The organism is Bradyrhizobium sp. (genome assembly GCF_004799445.1).
In the GTDB taxonomy this organism is placed as follows: Bacteria; Pseudomonadota; Alphaproteobacteria; order Rhizobiales; family Xanthobacteraceae; genus Bradyrhizobium.
This window is the reverse complement of record NZ_SSNA01000209.1, coordinates 12807-29614: the sequence shown is the minus strand read 5'-3', so window position 1 is coordinate 29614 and position 16808 is coordinate 12807. Positions and strand designations below refer to the sequence as shown.

Sequence of the window (16808 nt, the reverse complement as noted above, 5' to 3'; positions counted from 1 at the left end):
CGACCCTTGCTGCCGCGCGCCAGGCCGGCACGCTGTCGCTGGCGCTGCGCAGCATTGCCGACCTCAACCAGGTCGACGTCGGGTCCGAGGATCGGACTCGCCAGCGAGGCAGCGTCAATGTCGTTCGCTACGGCATCACCAACCCGACCACGATATTGAAGTGATCAAAGGGATTTAACGACATGAATTGCAGGGGAAATCAGCTGATGCGGAATTTTACGATCCGCGCCCTGTCGTTTTCGGCCGCCGCCGCGATGACGCTCAATCCGGCGCTGGCGCCGGCCGTGGCGAGCGACTATCGCCCGGTCGCGCCGGTCGCCGCCGATGGGCAGATGAACGCGCGATTTCTCTCACTCGGCATCGGCAAATCGATCGTGATCGACCTGCCGCGTGACATCAAGGATGTGCTGGTCGCCGACCCGAAGATTGCGAATGCCGTCGTGCGTTCGGCGCAGCGCGCCTACATCATCGGCGCCGCGGTCGGTCAGACCAACATCATTTTCTTCGATTCCGCAGGCCAGCAGATCGCGGCCTATGACATCGCCGTCAAGCGCGACCTCAACGGCGTGCGCGCCGCGCTCAAGCAGGCACTGCCGAATTCCGACATTCAGATCGAAGGCCTTGGCGACTCCGTGATACTTTCCGGCACCGCGGCCAGTCCGATCGAGGCACAGCAGGCCGGCGAAATGGCCGCGCGGCTGGCAGGCAACGCTGAGAAGGTCGTCAACTCGATCGTGGTCCGCGGCCGCGACCAGGTGATGTTGAAGGTCACGGTCGCCGAGGTCGCACGGTCGATCATCAAGCAGTTGGGCATCGACCTCAGCGGCCAGCTCAACTACGGCACCGCGGTGGTGAACTTCAACAATGCAAACCCGTTCACCGCAACCGGCCAGCCGATCGTCGCCGGTAATGCCATCACCACGGCGTTCGGGTCGACCCCGTCGGTCAAGGCCACCCTGCGCGCGATGGAGAGCGCCGGCGTGGTACGAACGCTGGCGGAGCCGAATCTGACGGCAATTTCCGGCGAGTCGGCAACATTCATTTCCGGCGGCGAATTTCCGATTTCGACCGGCGTGACCTGCCAAACGACGGCCGCGGGCTCTGTCGGACAGTGCGCGCCGTCGATCGCCTTCAAGAAATTCGGCATCTCGCTCAACTTTACGCCGGTGGTGCTGACGGAAGGCCGGATCAGCCTGCGGGTGATGACCGAAGTATCCGAAGTCTCGAACGACAATTCGATCAACATCACCGGGGTCCAGGTTCCGTCCGTCAAGACCCGCCGCGCCGAGACGACGCTGGAAATTCCGTCCGGCGGCTCGATGGCGATGGCCGGATTGATTCAGGAGCAGACCAAGCAGGCGATCAACGGGCTTCCCGGTCTTTCGCAGCTGCCTGTGCTGGGCGCGCTGTTCCGCAGCCGCGACTACGTCAACAACCAGACCGAGCTGATGGTGCTGGTGACCCCCTATATCGTTCGGGCCGTCGCGCAGAAGGACCTGTCGCGTCCCGATGACGGGTTTGCCGCGGCCTCCGATCCGCAGGCGGATCTTCTGGGCAGCATCAATCGGATCTATGGCGTTCCCGGCCGCGTCGAACCGGCCCGCAATTATCGCGGTACCTACGGCTTTATCACTGACTGAGACGGGACAAGGACGAAAAAGATGACAACCAAGATACCCGTCCATTGCAAGCGAGCTCTCCGCATCGCCGGAACGCTTGTGGGCGCAGCCGTCGCGCTCAGCGCGTGTACGCATACCGATCAGGTCGCGACGACAGCAAGCGTTCCCGACGATTACCGGCTGCGGCATCCGATCGCGATCCAGGAGGCCGAACGCTCGGTCGTGATTTTCGTCGGTCGCGCGCGCGGGGGCCTGTCCGCCGAGCAACGCGCCGACGTGATGGGGCTGGCGCAGACCTGGCTCCATGAAGGAACCGGCGCGATCATAGCCGATGTGCCGAACGGCACGCCCAACGCCCGCCCTGCGGCGGATGCTTTCCGGGAAGTCCAGGCGCTGCTCTCGGCGGCCGGCGTGCCGGCGCGCGGCATCACTGTCCGTCACTACCACCCGGAGGACCCGCGCCAGTTGGCAACGATCCGGTTGAACTATCCGAAAATCTCTGCCGTGGCCGGGCCCTGCGGGCTGTGGCCGGAGGATCTCGGTCCCTCGATCAAGGACAAGAGCTATTTCGAAAACAAGTCGTACTACAATTTCGGCTGCGCCTATCAGCACAATATGGCGGCGATGATCGATAATCCCGCGGATCTCGTTCAGCCGCGCCCTGAGACACCCGCCTATACGTCGCGGCGCACGGAAGGCTTTGACAAGTATCGCAAAGGCAACACGACTTCGACCAACTATCCCGAATCCGACAAGGCCAAACTCAGCGATACAGGCAAATGATCAACTACGCGCGCCAGAATCCCGAAGTGCAGACGGACGTCACCTCGCCGCCCGCGGACGATCATATCGCCCCGGCGCCGCGCGTGTCGGTGCAGGCCTTCTGCGAGACTGTGGAGACCGCAGCCGCGGTGCAGTCGGCGGGCGAGGACCGACGCCTCGGCAAGGCCCATCTCAAGATTCAAATGGGCGGCATGGCGGCCGCCGTCGAAGCCTATCGTAGCGCACCTACTCCGAACGTGATCATTCTCGAGACCGAAGGCCGCAACGACATCCTTACCGGCCTCGATCAACTCGCAACCGTGTGCGATTCCGGAACGCGCGTCATCGTGATCGGCCGCGTCAATGACGTCACGCTTTATCGCGAATTGGTGCGCCGCGGCGTCAGCGACTACGTCATTTCGCCGGTCAACGCGCTCGACGTGGTGCGCTCGATCTGCGGGTTGTTTTCCTCGCCGGAAGCGAAGGCGGTCGGCCGCATCATCGCCGTGGTCGGCGCCAAGGGCGGCGTCGGCGCGTCCACCATCGCACACAACGTGGCCTGGGCCATTGCCCGCGATCTGGCGCTGGATTCCGTGGTAGCCGATCTCGACCTCGCGTTCGGCACCGCCGGCCTCGACTACAATCAGGACCCTCCGCAAGGGATCGCCGACGCGGTGTTTTCACCAGATCGCGTCGATACGGCGTTCATCGACCGCCTGCTGTCGAAATGCACCGACCATCTCAGCCTGCTGGCGGCGCCGGCGACACTCGATCGGGTCTACGATTTCGGCGCGGAAGCCTTCGACGCGATCTTCGACACGCTCCGCACAACGATGCCGTGTATCGTCCTCGACGTCCCCCATCAATGGTCGGGATGGACCAAGCGCGCGCTCGTGGGCGCGGACGATATCCTGATCGTCGCAGCGCCGGATCTCGCCAACCTGCGCAACACCAAGAACATATTCGACCTGCTGAAGGCATCGCGGCCCAACGACCGGACACCGCTGTATTGTCTCAATCAGGTCGGCATACCCAAGCGGCCGGAAATCAATTCAGGCGAGTTCGCCAAGGCCATCGAGAGTGAGCCGATCGCGTCGATTCCGTTCGACCCGCAAATGTTCGGCTCGGCGGCCAACAACGGCCAGATGATCGCGGAAATCTCCGCGACCCATCGCAGCACCGAAATGTTCCTGCAGATCGCGCAACGGCTGACAGGCCGCGGCGAAACCAAAAAGCCGCGGGGGTCGTTCCTGTCGCCCCTGCTCGAGAAGCTGCGGGCCAAGTAAACTTGACCCGCTGGGAGTATTGTCGTGTTTGGTAAGCGTAGCACAGAAGGCGATTCGCGGGTTGTGAAGCCCGCCGCTGGCGTGCCGGAACCGTCTTCCGGTGCTACGCCAGCGGTTTCGCGCATCCCGTCTCCGCCTACCGTTTCTTCCCCGCCCCTGTCGCCGGCCAAATCGGCACCACCTGCGCCCGCTATCGAAACGCGGCGCTCGGACACCTATTATCAGGTCAAGGCGACGATCTTCGGCGCCTTGATCGAGGCAATCGACCTTGCCCAGCTCGCCAAGCTCGATGGCGAATCGGCGCGCGAGGAAATACGCGATATCGTCAACGAAATTATCGCGATCAAGAACATCGTCATGTCGATCGCCGAGCAGGAAGAGCTGCTCGACGACATCTGCAACGACGTGCTCGGATATGGGCCGCTTGAACCGCTGTTGTCGCGCGACGACATCTCCGACATCATGGTCAACGGCGCCGGAACGGTGTTTATCGAAGTCGCCGGCCGGATCCAGCGCACCGGAATTCGTTTTCGCGACAACCAGCAATTGCTGAATATCTGCCAGCGCATCGTCAGCCAGGTTGGCCGGCGCGTCGACGAATCCTCGCCGATCTGTGACGCCCGCCTGGCCGACGGCTCGCGCGTCAACGCCATCGTTCCGCCTCTGGCGCTTGACGGCCCCGCGCTGACGATCCGCAAGTTCAAAAAGGACAAGCTGACCCTCGACCAGCTGGTCAAATTCGGCGCGATCTCGCCGGAAGGCGCGGAAATCCTGCAGATCATCGGGCGCTGCCGCGCCAATGTCCTGATTTCAGGCGGCACCGGTTCCGGCAAGACGACGCTGCTGAATTGCATTACCAATTACATCGACGACGAAGAGCGCATCATCACCTGCGAAGACGCCGCGGAGCTTCAACTGCAGCAGCCGCACGTGGTGCGGCTGGAAACGCGTCCGCCCAATATCGAAGGCGAGGGTCAAATCACCATGCGCGAACTGGTCCGGAACTGCCTGCGTATGCGCCCCGAACGCATCATCGTCGGCGAAGTCCGCGGACCGGAAGCGTTTGACCTCCTGCAGGCCATGAACACCGGTCACGACGGATCGATGGGAACGCTGCATGCCAACAATCCCCGGGAAGCGCTGTCACGGTGCGAATCGATGATCACCATGGGTGGTTTCTCGCTGCCCTCGCGGACCATTCGCGAGATGATCTGCGCTTCGATCGACGTGATCATCCAGGCGGCTCGCCTGCGCGACGGCTCGCGGCGCATCACCCACATTACCGAGGTGATGGGCATGGAAGGCGACACCATCATCACCCAGGACCTGTTCCTGTATGACATGGTCGGCGAGGACGCCAACGGTCACATCATAGGCCGACACCGCTCAACCGGCATCGGACGGCCCCGCTTCTGGGATCGCGCGCGGTATTACGGCGAAGAAAAGCGGCTTGCTGCGGCGCTCGATGCCGCTGAAGTCGCCACGGAGGTCTGAGGGGTCGGTCATGAAAATGCAAACACTCGCACTGGCCTTTCTCGCCGCCGCCGCCATCGGTGGCCTGGCGTGGGTCTTCATCTATCCCTTGATCTCGGGGGAGAAGAAGGCCGAGAATCGCCGCGCCTCCGTCGCCAAGTCGGAGCCGGTGGCAGCCGGCCTGGTTCAAAAGGACCAGCGTTCGCGCCGCGAACAGGTCGAGGGATCGCTGAAGGAAGTCGAAGCCCGGCGACAGAAGGAAAAGAGCGTCTCATTGAGCATCCGGCTCACGCAAGCCGGGCTCGACTGGTCGACCCAGAAGTTCATGATTGCTTCCGGTATCCTGGCAGCCGTTTGCTTTGCCTTGGCAATGCTGGCCGGGGGCGGATTGCTTGGGGCCACCGGCATGGCGTTTGCTGCCGGTTTCGGCCTGCCGCGCTGGCTGCTGAGCTTTCTCAAGAACCGGCGGGAAAAGGCCTTCCTTCGCGCGCTGCCGGATGCCGTCGACGTTATCGTCCGCGGCATCAAGGCCGGCCTGCCGCTGTTTGAATCGATCAAGGTGGTCGCTGCCGATGCGCCGGAACCGCTCAAGGGCGAATTCCTGTCCATCATCGAAACCCAGGCGATCGGCATGCCGCTTGGCGAAGCATGCGTCCGCCTGTACGAACGGATGCCGGTTCCGGAAGCGAATTTCTTCGGGATCGTCATCGCGATCCAGCAAAAATCCGGCGGTAACCTCTCCGAGGCCCTGGGCAACCTGTCCAAGGTGCTGCGCGATCGCAAGAAAATGGCCGAGAAGATCCAGGCCATGTCGATGGAAGCCAAGGCGTCCGCGGGCATCATCGGTTCGTTGCCGCCGATCGTCATGCTGCTCGTCTACCTCTCGACCCCCGATTATATCTCGCTGTTGTGGACGCATCCGACCGGTCAATTGATGCTTGTCGGCTGCGTGGTCTGGATGACCGTCGGCATCCTGGTAATGAAGAAAATGATCAACTTTGACTTCTAACGGTGCATCATGATTGGATTTCTAGTCGACAAGATCCACGACCCGCACTTCATGACGATGCTGCTCGCAGCGATCGCCGTGAGCGCGACGGCGTATACGCTGATCATGCCGCTGTTCGCGGGCGAAGGACTGGCAAAGCGGATGAAAGCGGTTGCCAGCGAACGCGAGCGGATCCGGGCGCGGGAGCGCGATCGTCTCAACAAGACCGAAAAGGTTTCGCTGCGCCAGACGCCGAAGCAACTCGTCTCCAAGGTGGTGGAAGACTTCAATCTCGGAAAATGGCTGGCCCAGGAAGCCGCGCGTGACAAGCTTACCATGGCCGGTTACCGCGGGCAGGCGCCGTACGTCACGTTTCTGTTCTTCCGCCTGGTGACGCCTATCCTGCTGTTCATCGCGTCGGTGCTGTACGTGTTCGTGATCTCGCATATGGAAAAGTCGGTTCCGATCAAGATTGGCATGTGCGTCGGCGCGGCCTATCTCGGTTTGCAGGCGCCGATGCTGTTCCTGAAGAATGCGATCTCGAAACGCCAGCTCTCGATCAAGCGCGCCTTTCCCGACGCGCTCGATCTGCTGCTGATCTGCATCGAGTCCGGGATGTCGATCGAAACCGCGTTCCGCAGGGTCAGCGTCGAGATCGCATCGCAGTCGGTGGCGCTGTCCGAGGAGTTCACGCTGACCACGGCAGAACTCTCTTACCTGCAGGATCGCAAGGTCGCTTACGAGAATCTCGCCAAACGCACCGGCCTTGAAGGCGTCAAATCGGTCTGCCTGGCGCTGCAGCAGTCGGAACGCTACGGAACGCCGCTCGGCCAGAGCTTGCGCGTCATGGCGCAGGAAAATCGCGACATGCGCATGAACGAAGCCGAGAAGAAGGCCGCCGCCCTGCCGCCGAAGCTGACGGTGCCGATGATCCTGTTCTTCCTGCCGGTGCTGTTTGTCGTCATCCTCGGGCCGACCGGCATCAAGGTCGCCGCGATGCAATGACAGGATCGGCGCGGCGGCCCGCGCCGATCGTCCCGGCGGCCATCATGCTCAGAGCCTCGCTTCCGATTGAATCAGAACCGAGGCTCTATTGTTTTGTTTGATGCGTTACGTCACGCGAACCGGCATCCGCAGCGCTCGAAAACGCCCTCGCGGCGCGCCACGGACCGCAGCCAATGTCAGCCTCGAAGATCGCCGGCGCGAACCGTCATTCGGGACGGTTGAGAGAGGCAACCGGCATTCTTGATGCGGCGCCTTTGCGGGAATCGTCCTTGCGGTTCAGCATCTGCTTGAGATAGGCGACGTTCGCCGCCGCCTCGTCCGCGGGCAGATCGGCCCGGACGATCTGCTCCGCCTCGGCAAAGCGCCCCTGCAGGCCGACCACCAGCCCCAGATTCTGCCGCACCCGCCCATCGGCCCTGGTGCTGGCATAGGCCTGGCGAAGAACCTCCTCCGCCTTCGGCAGGTCCTTCGAAAGAACGTATGAAAGTCCGAGATTGGAGAGCACCGACGGCTCGTCGGGCACGATCTTCAAGGCGCTCGCGTAATATTGGCGCGCTTCGTCGTGCCGGCCAAGCTGATCGAGTGCCGTACCCTGCACCGAAAGAATCCGCCAGTCGGGGTTGTCGGGCGAGTGGGCGCGGCTGAGAACGTCGAACGCCGATTGGAAATTGCCGTTGTCGGCCAGCGCCCGGCCGTAGCCAGCGAGCAGCGCCTTGTCGCCGGGGTGGGAGATGGTGGCCTGTTCCAGCACGGCGGCGGCCTGGCTGCGCTGCCCGGTGGCACGCAGCGCCTGGCCATAGGCCAGCGCGGCATCGGCATTTTTGGGGTCGGCACGGTAGCGCTCACCATAGATTTCCACCGCGCGGCGCGGATCGGAATCGGGGCTTGCTTCGGACTTTGGCGTCAGCGATCCCGTGATATCGGACGTGGTCTGACAGCCGCCGAGGCCAGCGGCCAAAATCGCCGTCAAGGCCGCGGACGCAAGAAGCCGGGCAAGACTGGACTGCTGACGCATGACACTTGGACTCATGATATCTGGCCGGCTGATCGAGCCGAATGCGCCCAGCAATAGTCTGTTAATCCTAACGCAGGGTTAACGCCGTCTCGCGGCAAAAGCCTTCGATTTCAAACGGATCGGCCGTGCCCGCGGTGATTTTCTGAAGACCCCTTGCGGCGGCCTGCCACGGTCGCACGCGAACGCCGGGAGGGCGCGGCCGTGATTGGGCGGCCATCAATCGGCATTGGTGCCGACCGACATCACCGCCGGCGCCATGGTTCGAGACCAGATCGCCAAACTGATTCGATCACGCCGTTCAGGCTGGTTTGACATGTTACGCCATTGTACAACCTCAGAAAGCTGGCGATGCCGGGCTTTGGCCCCGCCGAAACTGCTTTGCCACCATCCGCTTCAGCTGAAGACCGGGAGAAGCATGCATTCCGTTTTCGAGACCGCGCCTGCCGCGCCGGCTATTCCCATCACGTTTGCGACCAAGGCGACATGGGAGGCGATTTCCGCCGGCCTTGCCGCGCCGGCCCGTCAATTCGCGCTGGCCAATGGCTTTGTGGCCAAGCCTGGCGCATGCCTGACGCTGCCTGCCGCGAACGGACAGATCGAGCAGGTGGTGTTCGGACTGGAGGAGGCGAGCAGCAAATCCCGCGACCCGTTCAGACCCGGACAGTTGCCGGGCCTGCTGCCGCCGGGCGTCTATCGCTTCGCCAATGTGGCTCCGCATGATGCGCGCCTCGCCGCGCTCGCCTTCGCACTCGGCAGCTATCGGTTCGGCCGCTACCGCAAAACAGAAGCACCGGAGGTCAGGCTGGCGCCGCCGGATGGCATTGACGTCGTTGAAATCACGCGGATCGCTGAAGCCGCCGTCCTGGCCCGCGATCTCATCAATACGCCGGCCAACGACATGGGACCCGAGCAACTGGCGCTCGAGGCACAAAAGCTGGCAAAGCGCTTCGGCGCCAGTTTCAGCTGCGTGGTCGGCGACGATCTGGTTCGACAGAATTTCCCGCTTATTCATGCGGTCGGCATGGCGTCGCCGCGCGCGCCGCGCCTGATCGATCTGACCTGGGGCGACCCCGCCCACCCCAGGGTGACGCTGGTCGGCAAGGGGGTCTGCTTCGATAGCGGCGGCCTCGATCTGAAGCCATCCAGCGGCATGCTGATTATGAAGAAGGATATGGGCGGGGCCGCCAATGTGCTGGCGCTGGCGCTGATGGTGATGGATGCGAGGCTGAAGCTGCGCCTGAGGGTGCTGATCCCGGCGGTCGAGAACGCGGTTGCCGGCAACGCCTTCCGCCCGCTCGACATCTTCCCCTCGCGCAAGGGCATCACGGTGGAAATCGGCAATACCGACGCCGAAGGCCGGCTGGTGCTGGCCGATGCGCTGGCGCTTGCCGACGAGGAGAAGCCCGATCTGCTGATCGATCTCGGCACCCTGACCGGCGCGGCGCGGGTGGCGTTGGGACCGGACTTACCGCCGTTCTACACCGACGATGAGGTGCTGGCGCACGATCTCGCGGCTTGCGCGAGACAGGAGAACGATCCGTTGTGGCGATTGCCGCTGTGGCCACCTTACGATAGCTGGCTCGATTCGAAAGTCGCCAACGTCAACAACGCGGCGTCCGGCAGCTTCGCCGGCTCGATCACTTGCGCGCTGTTTCTGCAACGCTTCGTCGAAGCCGCGAAAAGCTGGCTACATGTCGACATCTACGGTTGGACGCCGTCGGCCAAGCCGGCGCGGCCGGAGGGCGGCGAATGCCAGGCTGCCCGCGCCATCTATAAATTGCTGAGCGACCGCTATGGATGATCCGCGCCTGACGCCGGCACGGCCCGACCTTGCCGCGAAATATCTCGAAGGCAAGGTCGCGGCGACGCGTTTTGTCAGTGGCGAGGAATTCGAAATCGCCGATCCGCTGGCGCCGTTGCGCGAGGGCCCCTCCTCCGAGGCCGTGCTTTTGACCCAGGCACTGAAAGGCGAGCGCGCGGTCATCTATGACCGCGACGGCGAGGGCTGGGCCTGGGGTCAACTCAACAGCGATGGCTATGTCGGCTGGCTGCCGGATCGCGCGCTGGCAAAACCGGCCGCAAAGCCAACGCACAAAATCACGGCGTTGCGGACCTTCGCCTTTCCCGGTCCCTCGATCAAGCTGCCGCCGGCCGATACGCTGGTGATGGGGGCAATGATAACGGTGATGCGCGAAGACGGAGCTTTCGCGGTGACGCGCGAGGGCTGGTTTCTGCCGCGCCAGCATGTCGGCACGATCGATCATTATGCCGCGGATTTCGTAGGGGTCGCCGAGCGGTTCGCCGCCACGCCCTATCTGTGGGGCGGCAAGAGCAGTCTTGGCGTCGATTGTTCCGGCCTCGTCCAGGTGTCCCTGAACGCCGCGGGCACCGGCTGCCCGCGCGACAGCGACATGCAGCAGGACGGCCTCGGCAGGGCATTGGACCAAAGCGAAGCGAATAAACTCAGGCGCGGCGATCTGATCTTCTGGAAAGGCCATGTCGCGATCGTGCGCGACGCCGACACGATCGTCCACGCCAACGCCCATCACATGGCGACGGTGATCGAAAACACCCGCGAGGCGATCGCGCGTATCAAGGCCGCGGGCAGCGAGATCACGGCGATCAAGCGGATGAGTTAGCTATCCTCCTTCTCCCCGCTTTTCGCGGGAGAAGTGGAGAAAACCGCTATTCCGCGACCGCGCCGCCGTTCGCGGTTTCCAGCCGGAACGCGGCGGCGAACAGCGCGCGGGTGTAGTCGGTCTTCGGATTCCTGAACAATTCGGAAGCCGGGCCCTCCTCCACCACCTTGCCGAGACGCATCACGATCAGGTGGCTGGCGAGCGAGGCGACCACGCGCAGATCATGCGAAATGAACATGTAAGTGAGGTCGCGTTTGCGCTGCAATTCGCGCAGCAGGTCGACCATCTGGGCCTGGAACAGCATGTCGAGCGCGCTGGTCGGCTCGTCCAGCACGACGAAATTCGGCTCCAGTACCGCGGCCCGGGCAATGCTGATGCGCTGGCGCTGGCCGCCGGAGAATTCATGCGGATAACGAAACCGCGTCGCTGGATCCATGCCGACATCGCGGAGCGCCTTGATCACGCGCGCCTCGCGCTCTGATTCCGAAAGCGACCGCTGATGCACGCTGAGGCCTTCGGCCACGATGTCGCCGACCGACATGCGCGGGCTCAACGACCCGAACGGATCCTGAAACACGATCTGCATGTCGCGGCGGAACGGCCGCATCGTCTTGAAACGCAGGCCCTGGATATTGCTGCCCAGAAACACGATCGGCCCGTCGGACGAAATCAACCGCAGCAGCGCCAGACCAAGCGTGGTCTTGCCGGAGCCGGATTCGCCGACGACGCCGAGCGTCTCGCCCTTGCGCACCGACAGGCTGACGCCATCGACCGCCTTGATATGTCCGACCGTGGAGCGCAGCAGGCCGCGCTTGACCGGAAACCAGACCTTCAGGTCGGCCGCCGAAATCACCACGGGAGAATCGGGCCGCGGCGGCGCCGGGTCGGGCTTTGGTTCGGCCGCCAGCAGCGCCTTGGTGTAGGGATGCTTCGGCGCCGTAAAAACCTGCTCCACCGGCCCCTGCTCGACGATCTTGCCGCCATTCATGACGCAGACCACGTCGGCGATGCGGCGCACGATGCCGAGATCGTGGGTGATGAACAACAGGCTCATGCCGAGCCGCGCGCGAATCTCCGCGAGCAACGCCAGGATTTGCGCCTGCACGGTGACGTCGAGCGCCGTGGTCGGCTCGTCCGCGATCAAAAGATCGGGCTCGTTGGCGAGCGCCATCGCGATCATCACGCGCTGGCGCTGGCCGCCGGATAATTGATGCGGATAGCTGGCAAGCCGTGTCTCCGGGTCGGGAATGCCGACCTGGGTGAGCAGTTCAAGCGTGCGCGCCCGCGCCATCTCCCCGCTGACGCCGCTGTGCAGCTGCAGAATTTCGACGATCTGGGACTCGATCGTGTGCAGCGGATTCAGCGACGTCATCGGTTCCTGGAAGATGATCGAAATGTCGTTGCCGCGAATGCCGCGAATCTCGCGTTCCGACAGCGTCAGCAGTTCGCGGCCCTTGAAGAGGATGCTGCCCGACGGGTGCGACGCGGTCGGATAGGGCAACAGCTTGAGGATCGACAATGCACTGACCGATTTTCCGGAGCCGGATTCCCCGACCAGCGCCACGCACTCGCCGCGCCTGATCGTAAATGAGACATGGTCGACCGCGGTCGAGGTGCCGCTGGGCTGATGAAACGCCACCGACAAATCGCTGACATCGAGCAGGGGCTGGTTGATGGCGTCCATGCGCGTCCTATCTGAACGTCTTGCGCGGATCGAAGGCGTCGCGCACCGCTTCGCCGATGAAGATCAGAAGCGACAGCATGATCGCGACCGCAAAGAAGCCGGTGAAGCCGAGCCACGGCGCCTGGACGTTGGCCTTGCCCTGCGACAGCAATTCGCCGAGCGAAGGCGAGCCCGGCGGCAGGCCGAAGCCGAGAAAATCCAGCGCCGTCAGCGTCATCACCGAGGACGAGACGATGAAGGGCAGGAACGTCATGGTCGCCACCATGGCGTTCGGCAACAGATGCCGGAACATGATCACGGCATTGGAGACGCCGAGCGCGCGGGCGGCCATGATGTATTCGAAATTGCGCCCGCGCAGGAATTCCGCACGCACCAGGCCGACCAGCGACACCCATGAAAACAGCAGCAGAATACCGAGCAGCACGAAGAAGCCGGGCACCAGCACCGAGGACAGGATCAGCAACAGATAGAGCGAGGGAATCGCGCTCCAGACCTCGATGAAGCGCTGGAAGCCAAGATCGATCCAGCCGCCGAAATAGCCCTGCACGCCGCCGGCCGCGACCCCGATGATCGACGAGATGATGGTCAGGCTGAGGCCGAACAAAACCGAGATGCGAAACCCGTAAATCAGCCGCGCCACCACGTCGCGGCCCTGGTCGTCGGTACCGAGCCAGTTGTATTCGAGGTCGCGGCAGCTCTTGAGGCCCTTTTTCTCCACCACCTCCTTGCACTGCGCCTCGGTCAGCATCCAGGTCGGCTTCGACGGCGCCGGCGTCGGCAGATCGAGATTATGGGTATCGTAGGAATAGCGGATCAACGGCCATACGATGGTGCCGCCCTTGTCCGCGATCAGCTTCTGCAAGTAAGGATCGCGGTAATCGGCCGCGGTCTCGAAGTCGCCGCCGAAGGTGGTCTCGGAATAGCTGACGAAGGCCGGCCAATACAGACGCCCATCGAACTTGATGACGAACGGCCGGTCGTTGGCGATCAGCTCGGCGAACAGCGAGACGAAGAACAGGATCAGGAAGAGCCAGAGCGACCAGTAACCCCTGCGGTTCGATCTGAAATTCTGCCAACGGCGGCGATTGAGCGGCGACGGGCTGAAGCGATGCCGGGTGGCGGGGACCGCGGCGCCGAGCGGCGAGGTCGTGGTGGTCTCGACCGGCGGCGGGGCGGTGTCCTCTTTCCGAAGTTCGTAGGTCATTGCCGCGCCCACCTGTACGAACTTCGGAAAGCAAAGAACACCGCCAAATCCATGATTCCAGCGCCGCTTGGCGAGCTGAAGTTCCTAAGAGAACTTTGCAGCAAGCGCTGTAGGAACTTCAGCTCGGCGGCGCTGGTGATTGTCATCAGACCTCCCGCGCCTCGAAATCGATCCGCGGATCGATCCACATATAGGCAAGATCCGAGATCAGATTGACGACCAGACCGACCAGCGAGAAGATGAACAGCGTGCCGAACACCACGGGATAATCGCGGTTCAGCACACTCTCGAAGCCGAGCAGGCCCAATCCGTCGAGCGAGAAGATGGTCTCGATCAGGAGCGAGCCGGAGAAGAAGGCGTGGATGAATGCGCCCGGGAATCCGGCGATCACGATCAGCATGGCGTTGCGGAAGATGTGATTGTAGAGCACCTGGCGTTCGCTGCAGCCCTTGGCGCGCGCGGTCATCACATACTGCTTGCGGATTTCATCGAGGAACGAATTCTTGGTGAGCAGCGTCATGGTCGCGAAGGCGCCAAGCGCCATCGAGATCAGCGGCAGCGTGATATGCCAGAAATAATCCAGGATCTTCCAGTACCAGGGGAATTGCGACCAGCCGTCCGAGGTTAATCCGCGCAGCGGGAAGATGTTAAAGAACGAGCCGCCGGCGAACAGGATGATCAGCAGGATCGCGAACAGAAATCCCGGGATCGCAAAGCCGACGATGACCACCGCCGAGGTCCAGGTGTCGAACCTCGAGCCGTCCATCACCGCCTTGCGAATCCCGAGCGGAATCGAGATCAGGTAGGTCAGCAGCGTCATCCAGATCCCCAGCGACATCGAAACCGGCAGCTTCTCCTTGATCAGCTGCAGCACGCTGACATCGCGGAAATAGCTCTTGCCGAAATCGAACCGGGCGAAATTCCACAGCATCAGCGCGAAGCGCTCCGGCGCCGGCTTGTCGAAGCCGAATTGCTTTTCGAGACTCTTGACGAAATCGGGATCGAGCCCCTGCGCGCCGCGATACTTCGAATTGACCGCATCGGATGACGCGCCGACCTGGCTGCGCGCGCCGAAATCACCGCCCGATGAGCCCGAAATCCGCGAGGTGCCGCCGGTGTCGGCGCCGCTTAGCTGCGCGATCACCCGTTCCACCGGTCCGCCCGGCGCAAACTGCACCACCACGAACGACACGAACAGGATCCCCAGCAGCGTGGGGATCATCAGCAGAATGCGGCGTGCGATGTAGGCACTCATGAATTATTTCGCCTGTTCGGCCCTGGCCACTTTGCTCGCGTCGGACCACCAGTTTTCCGGCGCGCCGACGCCCTGGGCGTAGCGCGCCGGCTTTTCCGGGTGCCCGAACAGATCCCAATAGGCGATCGGGTGGCTGGTCCGATACCATTGCGGCACCCAGTAGCGCCCGGCGCGAAATACCCGGTCGAAGGCGCGGCAGGCCACCGTGAGGTCGGCGCGGTTATCCGCACCGATGATCTTCTCGATCAGCGCGTCGATCGCCGGACTGGCGATGCCGGCGAGGTTGTACGAACCCTTGGTCGCGGCCGCCTGCGAGGAGAAGAACGGGCGCATGCCGTCGCCCGGCGTCGCCGACATGGAAAACCGCTCGATGGTCATGTCGAAATCGAAATCCTCCACCCGGGCGCGGTACTGCACGGGATCGACAATCCGCAAGCTCGCCTCGATCCCGAGCGTGCCGAGATTCTTGATGTACGGCGCATGGTGCGGCTCGAGTGACGGCTCGTCGACCAGAAATTCGATCCGGAACACCTCGCCATTGGGCAGCAGCCGCTTGCCGTCCTTGATGACGAGCCCGGCATCCTGCAACAATTGCTGCGCTTTACGCAAAAGTGTGCGGTCCTGCCCCGAGCCATCGGACACCGGCGGCACGAACGGCTGGCCGAATACCTCGTCCGGCACCTGGCCGCGAAACGGTTCGAGCAGCTTGAGCTCTTCCGGGGACGGCGGACCGCTCACCATCATGTCGGAGTTCTGGAACGGTGAATGGGTGCGCGCATAGGCGCCATACATGATGGTCTTGTTGGTCCATTCGAAATCGAACGCCTGGATCAGCGCCTCGCGCACCCGCGGATCCCTGAACTTCTCGCGGCGGGTATTGATGAACCAGCCCTGCGCGCCGGAGGGGGTCTCGTCGGGCAGGGTCTCGCGCTTGACGCGACCGTCCTTCACGGCGGGGAAATCATAGCGCGTCGCCCACACCCGCGCGGTGAATTCCTCCCGGAACAGGTAGCTTCGCGCGGTAAATCCCTGGAACGCGACGTCGCGGTCGCGATAGAATTCGTAGCGCACGATATCGAAATTATAGCTGCCGCGGGCAACCGGCAGGTCGGCGCCCCACCAATCCCTCACCCGTTCGAACTCGACGTAGCGGTTGACCTCGAACTTCCCGACCTTGTAGGGCCCGGATCCGAGCGGGATATCCAGCGTCGATTCGTCGAACGGCTTTGTGGCGTTGTAGGTCTTCGAGAAGATCGGCAGGCCCGCGACATAGAGCGGCACGTCGCGCGCGCGCTTTTCGGCAAAGGTGACGACCAGCGTCGCGTCGTCGGCCGCCTCCGCCTTCACCACGTCGCGCATCTGCTGCAGGATCAGCGGATGTCCCTTGGTCTTGAGCGTGGTCAGGGAGAAGGCGGCATCATGCGCCGTCAGCTTCGAGCCGTCGTGAAACCTTGCCTCCGGCCGCAAGGTGAAACGATAGGTCAGTCTGTCGGCGGAAATCTGCACCGATTTTGCGACGAGGCCATACATGGCATCGGGCTCGTCGCCGGCGCGCACCATCAACGGCGCGAAGGTCATGTCCATGCCCTGCGCGCCTTCGCCCTTCAAGATATAGGCGTTGAACGAATTGAAGGTCTGGTAGGACTGGTTGTAGGCGCGAACGGAGGGGATCAGCGAAAACATCCCGCCCTTCGGCGCGGCGACGTTGACGTAGTCGAAATGCTGAAAATCGGGTGGATATTTCAGGTCGCCGAACACCGACATGCCATGCGCCTCGGTGCCGGCATCGGCCGATATCGCAGGCCGCAGCCAGCACGCGCCCAATGCACCCGCGCCAAGACCGAGCGCGTGCCGGCGGGAGAACAGCGTCATGCGCGG

The 16808-nt window shown here is 63.1% G+C and carries 13 protein-coding genes; 8 read left to right on the top strand and 5 right to left on the bottom strand.

Annotated features, from left to right (window positions below):
- The first annotated feature begins 206 nt into the window (after nt 1-206).
- Genes E8A46_RS27580 through E8A46_RS27555 form a run of 6 tightly spaced genes read left to right on the top strand, consistent with a single transcriptional unit; the run spans nt 207 to nt 7133 of the window.
- Nucleotides 207-1640: a type II and III secretion system protein family protein gene (locus E8A46_RS27580; protein ID WP_291567933.1), complete on the top strand. Its 1434-nt coding sequence runs from the start codon at nt 207-209 to the stop codon at nt 1638-1640.
- 21 nt (nt 1641-1661) lie between these two features.
- Nucleotides 1662-2402, top strand: coding sequence for a CpaD family pilus assembly protein (locus E8A46_RS27575; protein ID WP_291567931.1), 741 nt, complete (start codon nt 1662-1664; stop codon nt 2400-2402).
- A complete protein-coding gene (locus tag E8A46_RS27570) occupies nt 2399-3667 on the top strand; it encodes an AAA family ATPase (RefSeq protein WP_291567929.1) in 1269 nt (422 codons plus the stop codon). The genes E8A46_RS27575 and E8A46_RS27570 overlap by 4 nt, the downstream gene beginning before the upstream one ends.
- Nucleotides 3668-3691: 24 nt before the next feature.
- Entirely contained in the window at nt 3692-5161 is a 1470-nt protein-coding gene (locus tag E8A46_RS27565; protein ID WP_291567927.1) for a CpaF family protein, read from the top strand.
- Between the two features lie 10 nt (nt 5162-5171).
- On the top strand, nt 5172-6149 hold the full coding sequence (locus E8A46_RS27560) for a type II secretion system F family protein (protein ID WP_291567925.1): 978 nt from the start codon (nt 5172-5174) through the stop codon (nt 6147-6149).
- Nucleotides 6150-6158: 9 nt separating this feature from the next.
- Nucleotides 6159-7133, top strand: a complete 975-nt coding sequence (locus E8A46_RS27555; RefSeq protein WP_291567923.1) for a type II secretion system F family protein — start codon at nt 6159-6161, stop codon at nt 7131-7133.
- Between the two features lie 205 nt (nt 7134-7338).
- Here the strand turns inward: E8A46_RS27555 and E8A46_RS27550 are convergent, their stop codons facing one another.
- Nucleotides 7339-8148 (bottom strand): tetratricopeptide repeat protein, encoded by an 810-nt coding sequence (locus E8A46_RS27550; RefSeq protein ID WP_291567921.1) that lies wholly within the window; start codon nt 8146-8148, stop codon nt 7339-7341.
- A 415-nt stretch (nt 8149-8563) separates the two neighbouring features.
- Between E8A46_RS27550 and E8A46_RS27545 the strand changes: the two genes are divergently transcribed.
- Both E8A46_RS27545 and E8A46_RS27540 read left to right on the top strand, forming a co-directional pair.
- On the top strand, nt 8564-9949 hold the full coding sequence (locus E8A46_RS27545; RefSeq protein ID WP_291567919.1) for a leucyl aminopeptidase family protein: 1386 nt from the start codon (nt 8564-8566) through the stop codon (nt 9947-9949).
- On the top strand, nt 9942-10787 hold the full coding sequence (locus E8A46_RS27540) for an NlpC/P60 family protein (RefSeq protein ID WP_291567918.1): 846 nt from the start codon (nt 9942-9944) through the stop codon (nt 10785-10787). The genes E8A46_RS27545 and E8A46_RS27540 overlap by 8 nt, the downstream gene beginning before the upstream one ends.
- A 46-nt stretch (nt 10788-10833) precedes the next feature.
- Here the strand turns inward: E8A46_RS27540 and E8A46_RS27535 are convergent, their stop codons facing one another.
- The 4 genes from E8A46_RS27535 to E8A46_RS27520 all read right to left on the bottom strand — a co-directional run bounded on the left by E8A46_RS27535 (nt 10834) and on the right by E8A46_RS27520 (nt 16802).
- Nucleotides 10834-12471, bottom strand: coding sequence for an ABC transporter ATP-binding protein (locus tag E8A46_RS27535; protein ID WP_291567916.1), 1638 nt, complete (start codon nt 12469-12471; stop codon nt 10834-10836).
- Between the two features lie 7 nt (nt 12472-12478).
- A complete protein-coding gene (locus E8A46_RS27530) occupies nt 12479-13675 on the bottom strand; it encodes an ABC transporter permease (RefSeq protein ID WP_291567914.1) in 1197 nt (398 codons plus the stop codon).
- Between the two features lie 145 nt (nt 13676-13820).
- The gene (locus tag E8A46_RS27525) at nt 13821-14930 is read right to left on the bottom strand and encodes a microcin C ABC transporter permease YejB (RefSeq protein ID WP_291567912.1); all 1110 of its coding nucleotides are present in this window, start codon (nt 14928-14930) and stop codon (nt 13821-13823) included.
- 3 nt (nt 14931-14933) lie between these two features.
- A complete protein-coding gene (locus E8A46_RS27520) occupies nt 14934-16802 on the bottom strand; it encodes an extracellular solute-binding protein (protein WP_291567911.1) in 1869 nt (622 codons plus the stop codon).
- Nucleotides 16803-16808: the final 6 nt, after the last annotated feature.